This is a genomic window from Sporosarcina sp. ANT_H38, from assembly GCF_008369195.1.
Taxonomy (GTDB): Bacteria; Bacillota; Bacilli; order Bacillales_A; family Planococcaceae; genus Sporosarcina.
The window spans coordinates 193,693-212,537 of the sequence record NZ_VOBC01000004.1 but is presented as its reverse complement, the minus strand read 5'-3'; the positions used below and the strand labels follow the sequence as shown (position 1 = coordinate 212,537).

15 protein-coding genes are annotated in these 18,845 nt (G+C 36.7%); 12 read left to right on the top strand and 3 right to left on the bottom strand.

Features of this window, described 5'->3' with window-relative positions:
* Positions 1 to 92: 92 nt before the first annotated feature.
* The 4 genes from FQ087_RS19105 to FQ087_RS19090 all read left to right on the top strand — a co-directional run bounded on the left by FQ087_RS19105 (position 93) and on the right by FQ087_RS19090 (position 6,736).
* Entirely contained in the window at positions 93 to 2,036 is a 1,944-nt protein-coding gene (locus FQ087_RS19105; protein WP_149582205.1) for an ATP-binding cassette domain-containing protein, read from the top strand.
* Positions 2,036 to 3,832: an ABC transporter ATP-binding protein/permease gene (locus tag FQ087_RS19100; protein ID WP_149582204.1), complete on the top strand. Its 1,797-nt coding sequence runs from the start codon at positions 2,036 to 2,038 to the stop codon at positions 3,830 to 3,832. Before FQ087_RS19105 ends, FQ087_RS19100 begins: the two co-directional genes overlap by 1 nt.
* Positions 3,833 to 4,313: 481 nt before the next feature.
* Positions 4,314 to 5,552, top strand: a complete 1,239-nt coding sequence (sstT, locus tag FQ087_RS19095; RefSeq protein WP_149582203.1) for a serine/threonine transporter SstT — start codon at positions 4,314 to 4,316, stop codon at positions 5,550 to 5,552.
* 263 nt (positions 5,553 to 5,815) lie between these two features.
* On the top strand, positions 5,816 to 6,736 hold the full coding sequence (locus FQ087_RS19090) for an HNH endonuclease (RefSeq protein WP_149582202.1): 921 nt from the start codon (positions 5,816 to 5,818) through the stop codon (positions 6,734 to 6,736).
* A 374-nt stretch (positions 6,737 to 7,110) separates the two neighbouring features.
* Here the strand turns inward: FQ087_RS19090 and FQ087_RS19085 are convergent, their stop codons facing one another.
* The 3 genes from FQ087_RS19085 to FQ087_RS19075 form a co-directional block, all read right to left on the bottom strand.
* Positions 7,111 to 7,473, bottom strand: coding sequence for a cupin domain-containing protein (locus tag FQ087_RS19085; RefSeq protein WP_149582201.1), 363 nt, complete (start codon positions 7,471 to 7,473; stop codon positions 7,111 to 7,113).
* A 132-nt stretch (positions 7,474 to 7,605) separates the two neighbouring features.
* Entirely contained in the window at positions 7,606 to 8,409 is an 804-nt protein-coding gene (locus FQ087_RS19080; protein WP_149582200.1) for a nucleotidyltransferase domain-containing protein, read from the bottom strand.
* A 593-nt stretch (positions 8,410 to 9,002) separates the two neighbouring features.
* Entirely contained in the window at positions 9,003 to 9,701 is a 699-nt protein-coding gene (locus FQ087_RS19075; RefSeq protein WP_255452469.1) for a ZIP family metal transporter, read from the bottom strand.
* Between the two features lie 209 nt (positions 9,702 to 9,910).
* Between FQ087_RS19075 and FQ087_RS19070 the strand changes: the two genes are divergently transcribed.
* The 8 genes from FQ087_RS19070 (at position 9,911) to FQ087_RS19035 (ending at position 18,843) form a co-directional block, all read left to right on the top strand.
* Positions 9,911 to 10,606, top strand: coding sequence for a sugar transferase (locus FQ087_RS19070; protein ID WP_370456094.1), 696 nt, complete (start codon positions 9,911 to 9,913; stop codon positions 10,604 to 10,606).
* Between the two features lie 40 nt (positions 10,607 to 10,646).
* Positions 10,647 to 11,999, top strand: a complete 1,353-nt coding sequence (locus tag FQ087_RS19065; RefSeq protein ID WP_149582198.1) for a tyrosine-protein kinase domain-containing protein — start codon at positions 10,647 to 10,649, stop codon at positions 11,997 to 11,999.
* Between the two features lie 25 nt (positions 12,000 to 12,024).
* Positions 12,025 to 12,780: a tyrosine-protein phosphatase gene (locus tag FQ087_RS19060; protein ID WP_149582197.1), complete on the top strand. Its 756-nt coding sequence runs from the start codon at positions 12,025 to 12,027 to the stop codon at positions 12,778 to 12,780.
* Positions 12,781 to 12,933: 153 nt separating this feature from the next.
* Positions 12,934 to 14,082: an O-antigen ligase family protein gene (locus FQ087_RS19055; protein ID WP_149582196.1), complete on the top strand. Its 1,149-nt coding sequence runs from the start codon at positions 12,934 to 12,936 to the stop codon at positions 14,080 to 14,082.
* A 48-nt stretch (positions 14,083 to 14,130) separates the two neighbouring features.
* Positions 14,131 to 15,249, top strand: coding sequence for a glycosyltransferase family 4 protein (locus FQ087_RS19050; protein WP_149582195.1), 1,119 nt, complete (start codon positions 14,131 to 14,133; stop codon positions 15,247 to 15,249).
* A 14-nt stretch (positions 15,250 to 15,263) separates the two neighbouring features.
* Positions 15,264 to 16,190 (top strand): NAD-dependent epimerase/dehydratase family protein, encoded by a 927-nt coding sequence (locus FQ087_RS19045; RefSeq protein WP_188006825.1) that lies wholly within the window; start codon positions 15,264 to 15,266, stop codon positions 16,188 to 16,190.
* A gap of 197 nt (positions 16,191 to 16,387) precedes the next feature.
* Positions 16,388 to 17,362 carry a glycosyltransferase gene (locus tag FQ087_RS19040; RefSeq protein ID WP_149582193.1) on the top strand — a complete coding sequence of 325 codons (975 nt, stop codon included), beginning with the start codon at positions 16,388 to 16,390 and terminating at the stop codon, positions 17,360 to 17,362.
* Positions 17,359 to 18,843, top strand: a complete 1,485-nt coding sequence (locus tag FQ087_RS19035; protein ID WP_149582192.1) for a lipopolysaccharide biosynthesis protein — start codon at positions 17,359 to 17,361, stop codon at positions 18,841 to 18,843. Before FQ087_RS19040 ends, FQ087_RS19035 begins: the two co-directional genes overlap by 4 nt.
* Positions 18,844 to 18,845: the final 2 nt, after the last annotated feature.

The window sequence follows — 18,845 nt, the reverse complement described above, 5'->3', positions numbered from 1 at the left end:
TTGCAGGATATGCGGATGAATTTTGGCGTATTACAGACGGTGAGCTTTCTCTTGCGACAAAAAGAAGATTAATCCAAAAAGGTGGTACATAAATGTTTGAACTAAAGAATGTATCTAAAAAATATAACAGCGAATTCGCCTTGAATAATGTCTCAGGCGCAATGGGAAAGGGCATTCATTTTATTGTCGGTGCTTCAGGTAGTGGTAAGACCACCTTGCTCAAAATCATGAGTGGGATGGAGCAGGATTTTGACGGAGATGTTTCATATGGTGGGAAAGACATCAAAGCACTAACAAGCCAGGAGAAAAGCTATTTTTACAACAATATCTTCGGTTTCGTTTGGCAGGATTTTAATTTACTAGAGGATTTAACGGTGCTGGAGAATGTAGTGTTGCCTCAGTATCTAAAAGATGATCAAAAAACAAAGAATGCCGAAAAGACACTGAAAGAACTTAAGATTTTCGATCTTGCAAGCCAAAAAGTAAAAAACCTTTCGGGCGGACAGAAACAGCGTGTTGCCATTGCACGAGAACTTATGAAAAATCCACAAGTAATTATTGCAGATGAGCCAACAAGTGCATTAGATGAAAAAAGCGCAAAGATTACAATGGATATTTTAAGAGCGATTGCAAAGAACAGAACGGTTATCATTGTTACGCATAACACGTCTTTGATTGGCGTTAAAGATACTGTTTTTGAGCTTGATAAGGGCGAACTTGTTGCTTCGACTCACAACAGTGTTGTCAAAACGACTGAACTTAAAATGGAAAATAATCATAAGCTATCATTTAAAAACGCTTTTGCGGTAGCGCGTACAAGTGTAAAAAGAAATAGTGGGCGTTTTGCAGTGGCCACACTTTCGCTAATGATGGCGGCATTACTATTGCTTACAACACTTGGTGGAACGGTGAGTAGCAGTAGTCAAGATGCGTTCGATGGACTATTTGATACGTATGGCGAAGGACTCTTGGATATCAGTATTATTGGGAGCTTTACAAGTGCTGGAGGAATGGATGGCAGTGAGGACGAACAGCCAAATGCCGATGTAACGCAAGATATTGGAGGCTTGTATGATCAGTATGCAAGTGATAAGCGTGTTACGTTCACAGCCTTTTTACAAGCCTTGGATAACATCTCCATTACTGTTGACGGGGAAAACTACAAAGTGGCAAGCTCGGGTAGCTCTCCTGTTATAAATAAACTCGTAACGGGAAAAATGCCATCGGGTACAGTTAATGAGGTAGTTGTTCCTGAAAGCTTTGTAAAATCATTAGGGATTGAAAATAATCAAGCAATTGGTAAAGAAATTGATTTCAGTGTCTCTATGTATAATTGGGATACAGGTGAACCTGTACTGAAAGACGGAAAAATTAACGCTACGATTGTAGGTGTAGCGGATACAACGGTTGTGTATGAATATGAAGGTGAAATGATGGAAAATAGCGTTGAGGACTCTTTCTTTTTCAGCAAAGCAGCTCTTGATGATTTGAGAAATCAGACAGAAATGAAGGGTGAAGGCATGAATTTCCTCATCCGAGCAAAAACGCCTACCGATATGATTGCAATTAAGGATGAACTAAACGAACAAGGTATCGTCCCTCTTGGCAGATTTGAGCTTGTCGAGGATATTGTACGATTAAATAGCCAATCAGCCGAGCAATCAGGCTCTGCAAGTACGGTTATAGGGTTTTTATCGGTAGTTATGGTCATTGCTATTTTCCTTATCACGGGTGTTATGAGAAAAAGGGAATATGCGATTTATAAAGTTAGTGGATTTAACAACCGTCATTTGAATTTGTTGAATGCAGCTGAAATGATTACCGTAGCTGTCACTGCAATGTTACTGCTACTTGTTACATCTCCGCTGATCAATAAAGCGACCGAAGCTTTGTTTGCTGTGAATATTCTTAATGCAAAAATGCTGTCTACAGGAATGTTTCTAATTGTCGGTGTTGCCGTTATTGCTTATGTTACAACTGCAATTGTGTATGTAAGAACAAACATCGCAACAGCATTAAAAACAGGAGACCGCTAATGATTCAGATTAAAAATATTACAAAAAAATACGGTAATTCACTTGTTCTTGACGACGTAGATTTTACGTTTCCAAACAGAGGACTGATGTGCTTGCTCGGCGCATCAGGCTCTGGTAAAAGCACATTGCTAAATATGCTCGCAGGATTTGATAGCGATTATAGCGGTGATATTTCGGTTTGCGGTACATCCATTAGCAAGATGAATGAGGACGAGTTATGTGCCTATCGCAGAGATAATATAGGCTTTATTTTTCAAAACTATCATCTGTTAAGTGGTTATACTGTGCTTGAAAATATCATGTTAGATTGTGAGTTAAACAGTTTAAATGACCAAAGCAATAAAGAGAATGCCAAAGAATTACTAAATAGACTTGGTATATCGGAAAAGGCAAATGAAAAAATCGAAAACCTGTCAGGTGGTCAAAAGCAAAGGGTGGCAATTGCGAGGGCCTTAATTAGTAATCCGACGATTATCTTAGCAGATGAGCCGACAGGGGCGCTTGATCGTAGTAATTCCAATGAAATTATGAATTTACTGAAAGAGATTTCAAAGGATAGGCTGGTTATCGTTATCACGCATGACCAAAAAGTATGCGATTTTGCACATGAAGTGATCTCTATTGAGAATGGTAAAATTGTTGCGGAAAATAATACTATTCAAGCGGATAATGCCAGCGCACAAAAACTCACACGTAAACCAGCTGGTAAAGTATCAGCGTTCAAACGAGGGTTGAAAAATTTCAAGGTGCATTTTACTCGTTATGTTGCTGTCAGTTTGGCCATTGCTATTGGCGTTTTTGGCTTCATACTGTCTTTGTCTTCAGGCAATATTATGCAGCAGTCTATAGCGGACTTCAAAGAGAAAAACACTGCTTTTAACAATGGCTATATCATAACTGAAGATGAAAAATCCGTCTTAAAATTACTAGAATCCGATGAGCGTATCGAAAACGTCTACCTTCAACATAGGATTACCGATGTTAGTCTCCGTATGGATGACAATAGTGTAACGATGGCAGAAAAATATCCGATGTCAAAAACAACGGAAAGTATGTCATACGGTACAATGCCGAAAATAACAAAAAATGAAATTGCTTTAACGCCAAGTCTGGCTAAAAAGTTCTCGAGCAGTATCAGCGATTTAGTAGGTAAAGAATTAACACTAAAATATGGACATAAAGAGTACAAGCTAACCGTAAGCGGTATTTATAATGCGGGGTATGATGATTTCTTTGTCAGTTCCGATGTTGAACAGGCGTTTTATACAGCGGGTAAGGTTGAGCAAGGTTATTCCATCAGCTACGATGTAAAAGATTTTGAAGATATTGTGGCAGTCAGTCAAATGCTTAGTGGAAAAGAAATCGACAGCAAAAACGCATCTATTGAAGTGGGAGCTTTGCAAAGTACGTTTAAAAGTCTAAGCCGCTTATTCCTTACCGTTTCAATCTTGATTTTGGCAATTGCTTTGTTCATCAGCGTCGTGTTACTTGTTAAACTACAGAGTTCGAGATATAAGGAGTTGGGACTGTTAGCTGCATTAGGTTTTAAGAAAGAGTCAATACAAAGAATGGTTATCAGCGAGAATATACTTTTATCCGCTATGGCGGCAATTTACAATGCTGTACTTATCGGAGGTGCATATCTCACTGGAGTGATTTTCGATTTAGCAATTAGCGTTTCACCCCTGCAAATTTTTGTTTCAATTTTATCTACAGGATTTGTAGTCATCATTATCGGTGTATTTGCAAGCTATAAACTTATTCACACCGATCCAGCCGTCGCTTTAAGAAAGTAAAGCTGTAGGACGATGTGTGTAGGGGGCCAGGCACCGTGTGTTCTTTTTTCGAATGCACGGACAGCAATTAGTGCCTTCATGCGATTGAATTTAATTTATGAAGCCCGAAAGCTGCAACTACTGAAGATCTTTCAGTAATTGTAGCTTTTTTATTATGTACCTATATACTCGGCACTACTTATTTGGAGTTAACTAGGTGGTATACCTCGCCAGTATAACGAACAAAGCGGTGTTGGAAGAACATTCTATTTGTTAAGCGCTGACTATATATCTCCAATCTTTTAATTAACATAGGGGTGAATTTTATAAAAAAATGCATATAAATTCTGATATAAAAAAATCGTTGCTCAATTCGGAAACCTTGTGTTAAAATTAATTATCAGTCTACTTCGAGGCGAAATAAGTACAAACTGCCTCTACGGGGGAAGTGACTGTCCGTTTTATCATAGGCATTTTAAGAAAACTTTAAGGGGGTAGAATAATGAAAAATTTGTTTACTAAATGGAATCAAATAAGTCTAGTAAAAAGGATTATTATTGGTATTATTGTCGGTCTTATATTAGCTTTAATCGTCCCTAAAGCAAGTGGAATTTCCATTTTCGGTTCTTTATTTGTCGGTGCATTAAAGGCAGTGGCACCAGTATTAGTATTATTTTTAGTGATGCACGCTATTTCCGCGCATAAAAGCGGTACGAAAACGAATATGAAAACGATTCTTGTTCTTTATGCGATTGGCACACTCCTAGCAGGGGCTGTCGCTGTTGCTGTAAGCTTTATGTTCCCAGTTACACTAACGTTGACAACAGGAGCAGAAGGTCTTTCTCCTCCAGAAGGTATTGTTGAGGTTCTTGAAACATTACTCTTTAACGTAGTTGCCAATCCGGTTAATGCATTACTAAATGCTAACTATTTAGGTATTTTAATGTGGGCAGTTGTTCTTGGTCTTGCATTAAAAAATGCCAATCAAAATACGAAAGACGTGTTAGGTAGTTTTTCAGATGCAATTACTAAAGTCGTACAATGGGTGATCAATTTAGCACCGATTGGTATTATGGGGCTTGTTTTTGATGCTATTGTAACAACTGGTCTTTCTGCTTTACTTGTATACGGTAGATTAGTTTTAATTTTAGTTGGGTGTATGTTGTTTATTGCACTTGTAGTGAATCCGTTAATCGTGTATGTCTATATACGCAGAAATCCTTATCCACTTGTTTTCAAGGTTTTAAAAGAAAGTGGTTTAACAGCATTCTTTACACGTAGTTCAGCTGCAAATATTCCTGTAAATATGAAATTATGTGAAGAACTTGGATTAGATGAGGATACTTATGCAGTGTCAATCCCTCTAGGTGCTACGATTAATATGGCTGGTGCAGCCGTTACAATTGCTGTACTCACTCTTGCAACAGTCCATACGCTTGGGATTGAAGTTGATTTTGTGACTGCACTTATGCTTTCTGTTGTAGCGGCTGTCTCTGCAGCAGGTGCATCAGGGGTTGCAGGCGGATCACTATTGCTTATCCCACTAGCATGTAGTTTATTTGGAGTTCCAAATGATATTGCCATGCAAGTTGTTGGTGTTGGTTTTATCATCGGTGTTGTTCAGGATTCTTGTGAAACTGCACTGAATTCGTCTTCTGATGTACTATTCACAGCTACAGCTGAATATGCTAAAGAACGTAAAGAAGGTAAAGCCATTAAAGCTGTACCAGTGAAGTCTTAAGAATTACGATAAAAAATTAAAGCCACGATTACCGAAGAGAATTCGGTAATCGTGGCTTTTTGTATGCGCAGAAATCATAAGACTGGCGACGAAGCTGCTTGGCTTTTGGCGAGAGGCACCCCATAGCGCAGCAGGGGGTTCCATGAAATGCTTAATTTCAACATATAGAGTAAATTTGAAACCACATTAAGTAATGTATTGGGCAAAAACAGCTATAATGAGTATAGAGCTATTTGAATGGCGATTTAGGGAGTGTTCTATACATGCAAAGTTTCGTTGTAATGCAAGGTCAGACATATCATGAAGAAAAAGAATTAGGGATCATTTGGTCACTGCAACAAGACAGTACTGGGAAAGAACGTCATTCACGGCTACGAATGATAGAGGTAAATGAAGGGGATCGCATATTTCATTATGTAAAAGGAAATATTGTGGCGATTAGTGTTGCTAAAACAGGGTGCCAGATAGCGAGTAAACCGTCAACTATGCAAAATCATGATGGGCGAGATGATAATGGGTATTTAGTGGAATTAGAATATCATGAACTCGAAATACCTGTAAATGTACGTTCGGAATTCGATGTTATTTTGCCGCTTCTGCCAATTAAGTATTCACCATTTCAAATAGATGCAAATGGTAATCAGGGGTATTTGTATCCTTGCAATGAGGAATTATCAATAAAATTATTAGAATTAATAGGTGACCTTAATATATATCAAGTAGATGAAGAGCAACTAGAATTAGCAATTGGTACGGTACTTCAAACAGAGCGTAATACGTTCGTTCCGATGATTGCTGAAACAGAGTCGGAGTTGAAAACGAAGATTCGTTTAGGTAAACAAAAGTTTAGAGAGGGCTTACTACCGTTGTGGGATAACAAATGTGTGCTTTGTGAGATTGAGTTACCTGCATTACTTCGCGCAAGCTACTCTAAACCATGGAAAGACAGTACGGATTTTGAAAGAGTGGATCATTATAACGGCGTACTTCTTTGTTGTAATCATGATGCGCTGTATGAGAACGGATTTATCGCGTTCGATGGACAAGGTAGATTGCATATTTCTTCTCAGATTCCAGAAAAGGATTATGATAAATACAGCATACATTCAAAAATGAAAATCGACCGAACTGAAGAGAACAAGCCTTATTTCAAGTGGCATAAAAGAAATCTTTTTAAAGGCTAAATGATGTCACGACTGTTGATTAACTAAAATTAACCAGTAAGTAACTGGATCATCCCTGGCCGCTATTTGTATAGTTGCGTACTTGGAACGCTTTTGATTGAATGACGTCTAGTGCGATTACCTAGGTAATCGTATGGTTGTCCTTCATCCGTCGCGCTCCAAATGCACAAATGCACAGCATGCTGAAGCTCTTTGGGAAGAAAGAATAGCTGGCTTCGTACCTGGAGAAAGGCCGCCAAAGATGCAATTTTGGCGGCTGATGCTTTTTTCTAAGGTTTTTTCTTATTTATTTTAAAGAAGTATCACTTACTATCGGGCATCACATGAAGTAACTGTTGTTCGACTAAAGCATCTGTTAGTTGAACAAGATTTTTTTATTTTTGTTCTTTAATTGGCATAAAATTAGAAGGGGTTAATTCTTCAGACTCAATTACAATTGCAGTTAGTCCAGTGACAGTTGCCGTTTCGTGTCCCTCCCCCTTTTCCCAAAAGACCACATCATTAGCTTTTATATTTACTTTTAATTCATCATCACCGCGAACCCATCCTGCCCCATCTACAACAATAAGTAATTGTGGGGTAACAGCTTGATGGAAACCTACAATTCCGTTAGCTTCTAAATGCATACAACCAATTTGTGTAGGTTTTTCTGTTTTTACAATTCGAGACATAATGAAATTGGAATTAAAATGAGAAATGGTTTTTCCTACTTCTTTGTCAAATCTATAAAATTTCAAAAAGATTAACCCCCTCTTTTAACATTCTACTTTGTAAATACTACGTACTTAATCAATAGTCCTGTTTAAAACTTATTCTTTCACTAAACTGCCTCAGCAGCCACATGATCTTTCACTAAAGCACCCGTTAGTTTAAGATAAAATATTGGCTTCATGTGTAAAGTTCACACTAGCCCACTCACCCTCGATCTTAAACAATTCATATACAGCTTCACGGTCCGTCGGCGGTTCATCTATCCAATTTAGCAGAGTTCGAATAATAGATTCTTTATCTGGGAAGTGGTGGATAAAGACTTCAGATTGTTCGTGAAGTCGTGTCGACCAAATCTGAGAACGCACCATGACCATTGAATAGTATGTTCGAATGAGTTTGCGAGCGAAACCTTGTGAAAATGTTTTAAAATCTTCGTCAGAAGCTGTTTCTAACCTATTTAACGTCCGAGTAAGAGCCTCACAAATATCACCATTGAAGCGAATGGCTATCTCGGATGTAAGTTTATACGGACCAAATCGGTCTCTTAAATCCTCTCCGTAGACACAAACACAGAGTTCCTTAAGAAAGGCATTTTCGTAATAATTTGAGGGGGAAACCGTATAGTCGTAATATGCAACAACTATACCAACTTCACGAACCAGAGATCGATACTTTTGAGACAGTTCTCCAGCAAGTTTCTTTAAATCCGCTAACTTAACGGAACTCAGTTTGCCATCAAACATAGCAATAAGGTCTAAATCTGATTTTAAAACAACCGCTTCACCTCTGGCTACGCTACCGTACAAATAAACACTGTGCAATTGATGTTGAAATGAATTTCTAAGACTTTCGACAGAATCTCGAATGCAAGGCACGTAATCATTATCAATATTATCTATGCTTACATCGCTTTCAATAAATCCAGTAGGGTCTAGACCATACCCAGCTCTTAAAATCGGCATATTAATCTCCTCCCTTTCCTGCATTCCTCTAATTATATAACTATGATAATGTGGACAAACAATATCTTATTGAACTAACCTTCACCGTTAGTTCAAGTACATTCCTTCACAAACTTATTTGTATTTTAACATAAATATCCAGTTGAGGTGAAACCTATTATAGTAGATGCAGGATAGGTGACATAATACCATTTTATAATTTATCAACCTTGTCCTTTATCATAGCCATTTATTTTAAAGAAGTGCCACTTTCTATAAAGTATCACATGCATAATCTTTGGTAAAAGTTAGCAAATATTATGCATTGTATCTTCGGGCACTTACAATTTCTATAGGAAGTCAGCTATTCCTTGCTTTCAAAGAAACAGCATTTTTCACTTGAACATTGTAGGAGCGCGACAGGCAACCATTCATAACAGGATTACTGAAAAAAGTGTGGCTAGAAGTGACGGAGTCACTTCTAGCCACACTAGGCCCCCTCTGGGGAGGAATGAATTGCAATTCCTCCTTAAATCTGTCACGAATAGTTAGCCGAAAGCGGTCCGAAAATAGTCCAGTGAAAAAGAAGGTTATCAAGCCCTTCTCGCCAAAAATTATAACAACAAATGGAATAGAGTGCTTAGTAAATAACCCATGACAATGTACGTAATAAAGAATTTTACAGGAACAATCTTTACATTATGCAGGATGAACTCGCTAATGCTTGTAGCTGCAATAAGCCCAATGGAGATTCCCATTAGAACACCTTGCTCTTTTGTAGACAGATTCACGTAATGTCCGATCCAGATGAATAGACTAAAGCAGATTGATAAGCTAAGAAAACAAAAAATTAACTTACAAGTGCCCTTCCTTTGCGAAAGAAATGCAGTGGTAAGGGCAAAACCTTCTGGAAGATGATGAAGAATTACTGAAGCTGTAATTGTGATGCCGACGATCGAACTCTCCATCAAGCTGCCAATAGTCATGCTTAGTGGGATTGTATGAATGAGTATGGCAAGCATGAGCAAGTAAACGGATGGATTATTATCGGCGGATGGATGGAATAAATTGCGAAGGACTAGAAAAAATAGGTAACCAAAGAGCACCCCTAGAATGATTCCGATTGACTTGTACATCTTCAATGCACTTGGAATGATATCGAGTGCCAGTAATCCTATTAAAAATCCACCGCATAGGAGTGATAATGCTGCAGTTGAATTTTGGAATAGCTTTGATACAAGCCAAGCAATCCCACCTCCGAAGCTTACACTGAAAAAAAGAAATCCTCCAAGTATTATTGCGCTCACCTTCATCACCCACCTAATCCAATTCTGAAAACCCTTTAGAAAATATATGCATAGTGCTGGATTGTATGATAGTGGGCATATAGATGTTTATTTTTTGTGTAAAGAAAATAATTATAGTGCGAGAAACCTAGTTCTGCATTCATACATATGGTGAATATAATATTATAAGAGATTGGTGGAGTGATAAGAACATAGTGAAAGAGGTGATTAGTATATTGTCTATTCAAATTCAAGAACAAAAAGAAGAGGAATTTCAGGTTGGGAAAATGGATCGGCGGATGACCGTGCCGGAAAGAAAGTCTTCTGGATATCGCCTATGGAAAAGACTACTTGATATAGTCGTAAGTCTTTCTGTACTTCTTTGTTGTCTTCCGTTGTTAATCGCATTAGCTGCTCTAATTATAATCTTTTCAGGGAGGCCCGCGTTATTTATCCAAACAAGAACCGGTACAAATAATAAGCGTTTTCGTATGTTTAAATTCCGTACGATGACGGTATCTAGGCATAATGAAAAAAGGCACACATATAATTGGGATGAAGGCGTACCAGATAGTTTTCAATTTAAAACTGAAAGTGATACAGCAGTTACTCCAATAGGGAAATTTTTGCGCAAGTACAGTTTGGACGAGTTACCTCAACTACTGAATGTGTTGGTGGGTCATATGAGTCTAGTTGGTCCACGGCCTGAAATGACTTCTATAACTAACTTATACAATAGCCATCAAGTACAAAGATTGCTGGTTAAACCAGGAATAACGGGGTATGCGCAAATTAATGGTCGGTCAGAAATAAACCATGGAAAGAAAGTTGAATATGATCTTTACTATGTTAAAAATTGTAGTTTGCTATTTGATATGAAAATAATTGCGGCAACAATTATTTATGTTATAAGGGCGAAGGGGGCTTATTGACAGTGTTTAGAAAGGGCCTAGCTATCCACGTGATTGGTATATGAAAAGAACAATTGATATGACAGATTTAATGCAGGCGGTTAGAAGACGGTGGATGATTTTCTTTGGCATTATCTTGATAGCTACGCTAATCGGTGGAGGGATTGGATACACAATTCCGCGGACGTATGAAGCAAAGACAGACTTGCTGGTTAACTCAATGGGGAAAGTAGAAGGAAATAGCGCACCAACAATGGGGGAAATAGAAACAAATTTACGTCTGATAGAAACATATACAGATATATTTACTAGTAATCGGCTTGTAAGTGAAGTAAAGATAGTTCTTGGAGATTCATATGCGAAACCTGAAGTTGCTAAAAAAGTGAAGCTTGAAACAGGAAATGGTTCACAAATCATTACGATTACTGCACGTGACAGCACACCAGAAAAAGCAGCCAATTTGGCAAACACATACGCATTAACATTTCAAGAAGAAATACGAACGTTAATGAATCTTGACAACATTACAATTTTAAAAGAAGTAATTGTTGGTACAGATACAAAAATGATAAAGCCATTCACATTCTATTATCTTATTGTTTCACTAGGCATTGGATTTTTAATCAGCATTGCTGTCGTTCTTATAGGAGAGGTATATTTTACACGTCTAAATACTGAACGAAAAGTAGAAAGGTCCTTAGGAATACCATTTTTGGGTTCAATTTTAATGAAGAAAGAAAAGAAAGGGAAATCCCGCAATTATAATAGTGATTTTGAATCAGTTACCCCAAGAGTTCAATTTCCAAAAGCGGAAAAAGAAGATTTTAATAAACTCGCTGCTACTATTCATTATTTTATAAAACAAAAAAAAGTGAAGACGATTATGATGACAAGCTCTGGGGCGGGCGAAGGGAAAACGTTCATTGGTAGTAATCTTGCTGTGAAGTTAGCAATGGATGGGCAGAAAACACTATTCATTGATGCAGATTTTAGAAAGTCAGATGGTCGGTTACTATTTAATCTTCCAGAGAGGAAGGGACTTACATCTGTTATTTCAGGGTTTTATGAATTGGACACTATTATTCAAGAAACGGGGATAGAAAATCTGTCGTTTATTGGTACAGGACCACTGCCTTTAAATCCAGTTAAATTCATCCTAGCAGATGGTATGGATAAATTGTTAGATGATATAAAGATACTTTTCGATGTAGTGATTATTGATTCACCACCTTTGACTGTTGCGGATGGAATCAGCCTTATTCAAGCGGTGGATGGTTGTATATATGTCACACATGTGAAAAAAACAACGGAAGATAATGCTTTGAAATATTTGGAATATCTAAAAAATGTGAATGCCACGGTATTAGGGTCGGTGTTAAATGGTAATAAGAAAGGATTGAATCGCCACTCTTAAAGCACAGTGCGGAAAGGAATAAAAAATGACTATGCTTGTAGATATGCACAATAACTTATTGCAAGTACCGGGAAATCGATATGCTAATGAGGAAGAAACACTGCGAATCTTGAAAGCTGCTGCTGAAGATGGCGTTACCCATATCATCGCTACACCTCTTTATCGTCATGAGCAATACTCGACGAATGGTCCAGTTATAAAACATCTTGTAGCAAAATTGAATGACAAAGTATTGAAACTTCAAATACCGATAACTGTTTTACCTGGAATGGAGATCACTTTATATGAGAAGTTGGCGCAGGATATAAAAGTACATGCTATACCACTCGCTAATAGCAATAAATATGTACTTGTTAGTTTCCAGGATCGTCAAATACCTTCATTTGCTCAAACTGTTTTTCTTGAGATGCAACTTAGAGGATATATACCGATAATTGCTAATGCTGAAAGAAATCTTGAAATTAGGTTGAACCCATCAAAGTTAAATGAATTTGTGGATAAAGGTGCCCTCGTCCATGTAGGGGCTGGGAGCATTCTAGGATTCAACGGAAGAGAAATACGTAAAGCAGCTCTGAAAATTTGTAAGACAGGACTTGTTCATTTTATATCTTCATCAGCGCATGAAAAGGATAGCAAATCCTCACATATAAAGAAAGCCTACAGTTATTTAGGGAAAAAAGTATCGACAAGTACAATGGAAAGTTTGAAGAAAAATGCAGAAAGCATCATCAATGGGGCTGACTTCCATACTCGAATACCAAAGGGATATATAGAAAAGTAATCTATATATGTTGAAATAAAGGACCCCACTGAATCTGCTTCGACCCCTTCGCACAGTTTATATAGGAATTTATTTGTTCAATATATGTACTTATGTTTTCAAATACAAATCACATACACATGACAGAATGGCATCTTAACGGGGTGTAAAGAGATGACTGCGAATGCAAGAAAATGGTTGACTTATTATCTGTGTCTTACGCTGGGAGTAAGTTCTTTCGTAAGTTTTGAGCCAGCACTTTATGATCTTCTATTCATTTCAATTGTGGCTGTAGGTTTTCTATTTTCCTTTATTGCATTTACTAAGGAGACCGTATTTCCATTATTGATTGTTATAGTTTTTTTATTGAGTAACTTATTGTCATTATTTTTTTTGAATGAATTTAAAATTTCGATATTTTTTACAGGTATTACGATGTATCTCATTTTGACTTGGATTGGTTTAGTGGGAATGGGGTTTTATTTAAATGGGGCTCATCTGGAGTTAATGATGAAAGGCTATTTGTTTTCTGCATTTTTGGCGGCTAGTATAGGCATCTTAGCATATTTTCAATTGCTGCCTTCAAGTGATACTTATCTGACTTATGGAAGAGCGACAGCCTTTTTTAAAGATCCAAATGTTTTTGGACCTTATTTAATAATGCCAGCTTTATTAGCAATTAGTATGACGGAAATGAAGGAAATGATAGTTTGGCGAAAGATGGTTTACTATCTTCTTTTTTTAATTCTCGTATTGGGCGTGATTGTTAGTTTTTCACGTGCCGCTTGGGGGAGCTTTGGTATTTCATTTGGGCTTTATTTACTAATAGTAAAGAAAGAGCTATTTAGAAGAAGGATAAAAACGATTGTAGTATTGGCGATGGTCGGTATTCCAATCATCGCATATTTCATTCAATCACCAATGGTAGAAGATATATTACTTTCTAGATTTAGTTTACAAAAATACGATATTGAACGTTTTGATACGCAACAAGAAGCATTATTAAGTGGCCTTCATAATCCATTTGGTATTGGAGCAGGACAGTCAGAAAATGCTTTCCAGATTGCACCGCATAGTCTTTACGCAAGGATATTTGCAGAGAACGGCATAGCCGGATTGATTTCAATCGTAACTTTTCTGATAGTAAGTATTTATAAGTCCTATCAAAATTATAAGACAGCAATGAATACTAGTGGGATTTTTCATTTGGTGGTTTTAACATCTCTAATCGGTTTAGTTTTTAATAGTTTTTTTGTTGATACACTGCATTGGAGGCACTTATGGTTAATACTGGCCTTAGCGTGGGTTCCAAGTTCAGATTAAGCTTTAAATTAAGATAGTCAAAAGGAGAAATATAATGGGGATTTCATTTTGAAAATCGTCCAATTGATAACCCAAATGGATACGGTGGGAGGTGCGCAAGTCCATGTAAGAGATATTGCGCATGGCCAGGAAAAAATAGGTCATACAATTTATTTAGTAGCAGGGGGCAATGAAAGCAATCATGACATTTTTGGAAAAGATAAAAGCAATCTTATTTACAGTAATTATTTAATCCGCAGTCTACATCTAATTTGGGACTTAAAAGCTGTATTTGAGATAAGAAAAATTATAAAGGAAATTGGTCCGGATCTAATTGCTACCCATTCTTCAAAAGCTGGAGTAATCGGACGTATCGCAGGTTGGACACTTAATATACCTACTATTTTCACTGCACATGGATGGTCATTTACTGAAGGGGTTCAAAACAAGAAAAAGTGGTTTTACATTCTTATTGAAAAAGCAATCGGCCTTATTTCAGATGGTGTTATTACTGTCTCTAAATACGATGAACAACTAGCATTAAGATACAAGGTTTTGCCCAAGAGGAAAATAATTACGATTCACAATGGAGTTCATGATATTCAGGTAAATAAAAAAGTTGAATATGTGGATAGGGTGCCTAAGATTATTATGGTTGCACGATTTGCACCACCAAAAAAGCAATTACAATTATTGGATGCGTTAAACCGAATCCGGAATATCCCTTGGGAGATGTATTTCGCCGGCGAAGGAGTACAACTGGAAGAAGCGAAGAACTTTGTGGAGCATGCAGATTTAATGAATAGAGTGCATTTTTTGGGCAACCGAGAAGATATAAATGATCTTTTAAATAAATCTCATATATTCGTTCTTCTGTCTGAATGGGAGGGACTTCCCTTAAGTATTCTGGAAGCGATGAGGTCTAGTTTACCAATAATAGCTTCTGATGTTGGGGGTGTGAAAGAGGCAGTTTTGCAATCGATTAACGGCTATGTTATCCCTAGGAATGATTCAAGTGATTTAATTGATAAGCTAACAATTTTGTTGACCAGCCCTGAACTACGATTAGAAATGGGGAACAAAAGCAGGTTGTCATATGAGAATAATTTCACTTACGACAAAATGCAAGAAGAGACACTAGATTATTATGAAAAAGTGATTCAAACGAAAAAGAATAAATACCTATAAAGGGAGACGTCTATTTGAAAGTTCTGATTACCGGCGGCGCGGGATTTATTGGCTCTCATGTAGTTGAGGAATTGTTGAATTACAAATATGAAGTTGTTGTAGTCGATAATCTAGTGACTGGTTTCATAGAGAATTTACCAAAAGAAACGAAAATATATGTGGTGGATCTGAACGATCCAATTCTAGATTATATTTTTAATCATGAAAGGCCTGACTTTGTAATACATTTAGCTGCTCAGGCCTCAGTTACAGTGTCGATGAATGATCCTTATTTAGATTTCGATACCAATATAGCAGGTACAGTTAAAGTTCTTCTCTTATGTGGAAAATATAATGTGCGAAAAATAATATTTGCATCTTCTGCAGCGGTATATGGAGAACCGACATATCTTCCAATAGATGAACAACATTCAATTAATCCAAAGTCTTTTTATGCGCTATCAAAATCGGTGGCGGAAAAATATATTGAATTTTACGGTGCATCCATTGGCTTGGATTATTGCATTTTTCGGTTTTCAAATGTCTATGGACCTAGACAAAATGGGAATGGTGAAGCGGGGGTGGTATCGATTTTTATAAATCGTTTATTGCTCAATGAAAAAGTTAATATTTACGACGGCGGCCAATCTCGTGACTTAATATACGTGAAAGATGTGGCAACAGCTTGTCGCTGTGCTGTGGAGGAAGAGCAAACCGGTATATTCAATATTAGTTCTAACACAGAAACAGTAATTGATGATCTGTTTTACCTTCTTGCCAGCATTACGGAGGGAAATAAGGCGCCGGTGTATGAGCCAAGAAGAATGGGCGAAATTCAAAAAAGTATTTTATGTAATCAAAAGGCACTTAATGAGTTTGAATGGAATGTAAGGAGTGTACTGTCGGAGGGCTTGCAAGAGACAGTAAAGTATTATTCGGAATGTATTCATTCAAATACCTGAAAGCAGTGCTATTGCATTTGGTTATCTAGTCCGCTTTGTTCAGTTAGCATGGTTACTAGCCTATATTTACTGGGCGTAGATCCCTTCAATTAACCAGTTGTAGAAGAATACAAGTGGAATATTTTTTTATTAATTCAAACGGAAACTGAAATGGAGTAGATATGATTTACGTAATTTAAAGAAAGAAGTGTGTTTACATGAGTATCTTGGTGAGCATAAATTGTATTACATTCAATCAGGAACATTATATTGTTGATGCCATTGAAAGTTTTCTAATGCAAAAAACAAATTTTATATATGAAATTCTTATTGGTGAAGATTGTAGTACTGATAGTACAAAGGAAATAGTCGAAAAATATGTAATTAAGTTTCCGAAGAAAATCAGATTAATCACTTCAGAAACGAATGTAGGGGGAAGGCAAAATTCAATTAGATTACAAAGAGAGTCCAAAGGGAAATATATAGCTCTATGTGAAGGTGACGACTATTGGATTGACCCATACAAACTCCAAAAACAAGTTGATTATATGGAGGCGAATCCGGAATGTACCTTATGTTTTCACGCTTCTGAAATAATACAAGCCCCTAACAAGAGGACTGGAAGATTCGTGAAACCTTACAATATGAGTAAAGTCAGTCCAACTGAAGACATTATAGTAGGCGGGGGTGGATTTTGCGATACGGCGACGTTACTTTATCCAAAAATTCTAATGGAAAATCCACCTGACTTTTACCTCAATGCGCCTGTGGGAGATTATCCGATGCAAATGTTTCTTGCTAGTCAGGGGTATGCCTACTATATAGATGAATGTATGTCGGCGTACAGGAGAGATGTTGAAGGGTCTTGGAGTAGTCGTATGAATGAAGTCGCAACTATAAAAGAAAATAGTATAAAAGTTAATGAAGGTATCTTACATCTATTAGATGAATTCAACAAATATACAAATGAGGAATACAACAATGAGATAGAAAAGATTAAACGGAAATTAGTGTTTGAATTACATGTACTAAAAGGAAGGAAGTCATATGAAAAGACGTTGGCAGGTGAACTTGATTGGTCATTTAAGATGAAAATTAGGACGAAAATATTAATTAAATGCCACTTTCCGAATCATTACAAGAAAATAGTAGGTTTTAAGGATACAAAAATAATTAAGATGCTAATGGTGTGAATGAACACACTGCATTAAAAAGAAAAACATTGATAGGGGTATTATGGAGTTTTGCAGATATGGCTGCGAATCATGGCCTACAATTTATCATTCAAATTATACTGGCAAGATTGCTGTTGCCTGAACAATTTGGTCTAATCGGTATGATTTTGGTTTTCATAGCGATTTCAAACTCTGTAGTTGATAGTGGTTTTACACAAGCATTAATTCGCGATCAACAGACGACCCAAGTGGATTACTCTACTGTTTTCTACTTCAATGTATTTATGGCCAGTGTAATGTATGGGTTATTATATATTTCTTCCCCACCAATTAGTGTCTTTTTTGGAGAATCCGAACTCGTTCCAATGCTTAGGATCCTTTCATTAGTTTTGATAATAAATTCCTTAGGGATTATTCAAAGAGTATTACTTATAAAGAAAGTCGATTTTAAAACAATCACTAAAGTAAATGTAATTGCAGTGATTGTATCCGGAAGTATAACTATAGTCTTTGCAGTGAGGGGCTATGGTGTATGGAGTCTTGTAGTCAATATAATTTCTATGCAAATTATACAAACAACCTTTTTGTGGATTTTCAATAAATGGATACCATCTTGGAAGTTTAACATAGAGTCTTTTAAGAAGTATTACAAATTCGGCTATAAACTACTACTTTCTGGTCTCTTGGATACTATATATAACAATATTTTTCTGGTCATTATTGGAAGAGTTTATTCCACATCACAACTGGGGTTTTATACAACTGCAGTGAGATTTAGAGATATGGCATCCCAGTCAATATCTGCTTCCGTTCAACGAGTATCTTACCCCGTCCTAAGCAGCATGCAAGAGGATGAAAAACGGCTGAAGGATGGATTTAGAAAAATTATCAAAACAACTGCATTTATTAATTTCCCACTTATGATTGGTTTAGCGGCTATAGCGTTTCCTCTATTTAATATACTGTTTGGAGAACAGTGGAAACCATCTGTCATCTACTTTCAGTTGCTATGTCTTGCAGGGATGCTGTATCCAATTCATGCAGTCAATTTAAATATACTGCAAGTAAAGGGAAGATCTGATTTGTTTTTAAAGTTGGAAATTATCAAGAAAGCAGTATTGACGTTATTCATTGTACTGTCTTTACTCTTCGGGTTAGGAATCATCGGATTGATTGTAGCAGCAGTTGTAAATTCTTTTGTAGCATTGTTAATAAACACTCATTATTCTGCGAGGGAAATAAATTATTCAATGAAAGATCAAATGAAGGATTTATTACCGATATTTTTTATATCAGTTGTCATGGGGGCAATCGTCTATTCAACTGGTAACGTTCTACTTACTAATGATGTCGTGAAGATAATTATTCAAATCATATTAGGATTCTTTATTTATATTACTGTTACTAAATTTGCGAAAATACAAGAATTGAACGAGTTATTTTACCTAGTTCTCCAATTGTTCGAAAAGATGAAAATGACTTTTTTGTCAAATAGATAATA

Excerpts from the sequence above, each read along its gene's own strand:
- FQ087_RS19055 (WP_149582196.1), top strand. The coding sequence starts at position 12,934 with ATGACTGCGAATGCAAGAAAATGGTTGACTTATTATCTGTGTCTTACG.
- FQ087_RS19100 (WP_149582204.1), top strand. The coding sequence starts at position 2,036 with ATGATTCAGATTAAAAATATTACAAAAAAATACGGTAATTCACTTGTT.
- FQ087_RS19080 (WP_149582200.1), bottom strand. The coding sequence starts at position 8,409 with ATGCCGATTTTAAGAGCTGGGTATGGTCTAGACCCTACTGGATTTATT.
- sstT (WP_149582203.1), top strand. The coding sequence starts at position 4,314 with ATGAAAAATTTGTTTACTAAATGGAATCAAATAAGTCTAGTAAAAAGG.
- FQ087_RS19075 (WP_255452469.1), bottom strand. The coding sequence starts at position 9,701 with ATGAAGGTGAGCGCAATAATACTTGGAGGATTTCTTTTTTTCAGTGTA.
- FQ087_RS19060 (WP_149582197.1), top strand. The coding sequence starts at position 12,025 with ATGACTATGCTTGTAGATATGCACAATAACTTATTGCAAGTACCGGGA.
- FQ087_RS19090 (WP_149582202.1), top strand. The coding sequence starts at position 5,816 with ATGCAAAGTTTCGTTGTAATGCAAGGTCAGACATATCATGAAGAAAAA.
- FQ087_RS19040 (WP_149582193.1), top strand. The coding sequence starts at position 16,388 with ATGAGTATCTTGGTGAGCATAAATTGTATTACATTCAATCAGGAACAT.
- FQ087_RS19105 (WP_149582205.1), top strand. The coding sequence starts at position 93 with ATGTTTGAACTAAAGAATGTATCTAAAAAATATAACAGCGAATTCGCC.
- FQ087_RS19065 (WP_149582198.1), top strand. The coding sequence starts at position 10,647 with ATGAAAAGAACAATTGATATGACAGATTTAATGCAGGCGGTTAGAAGA.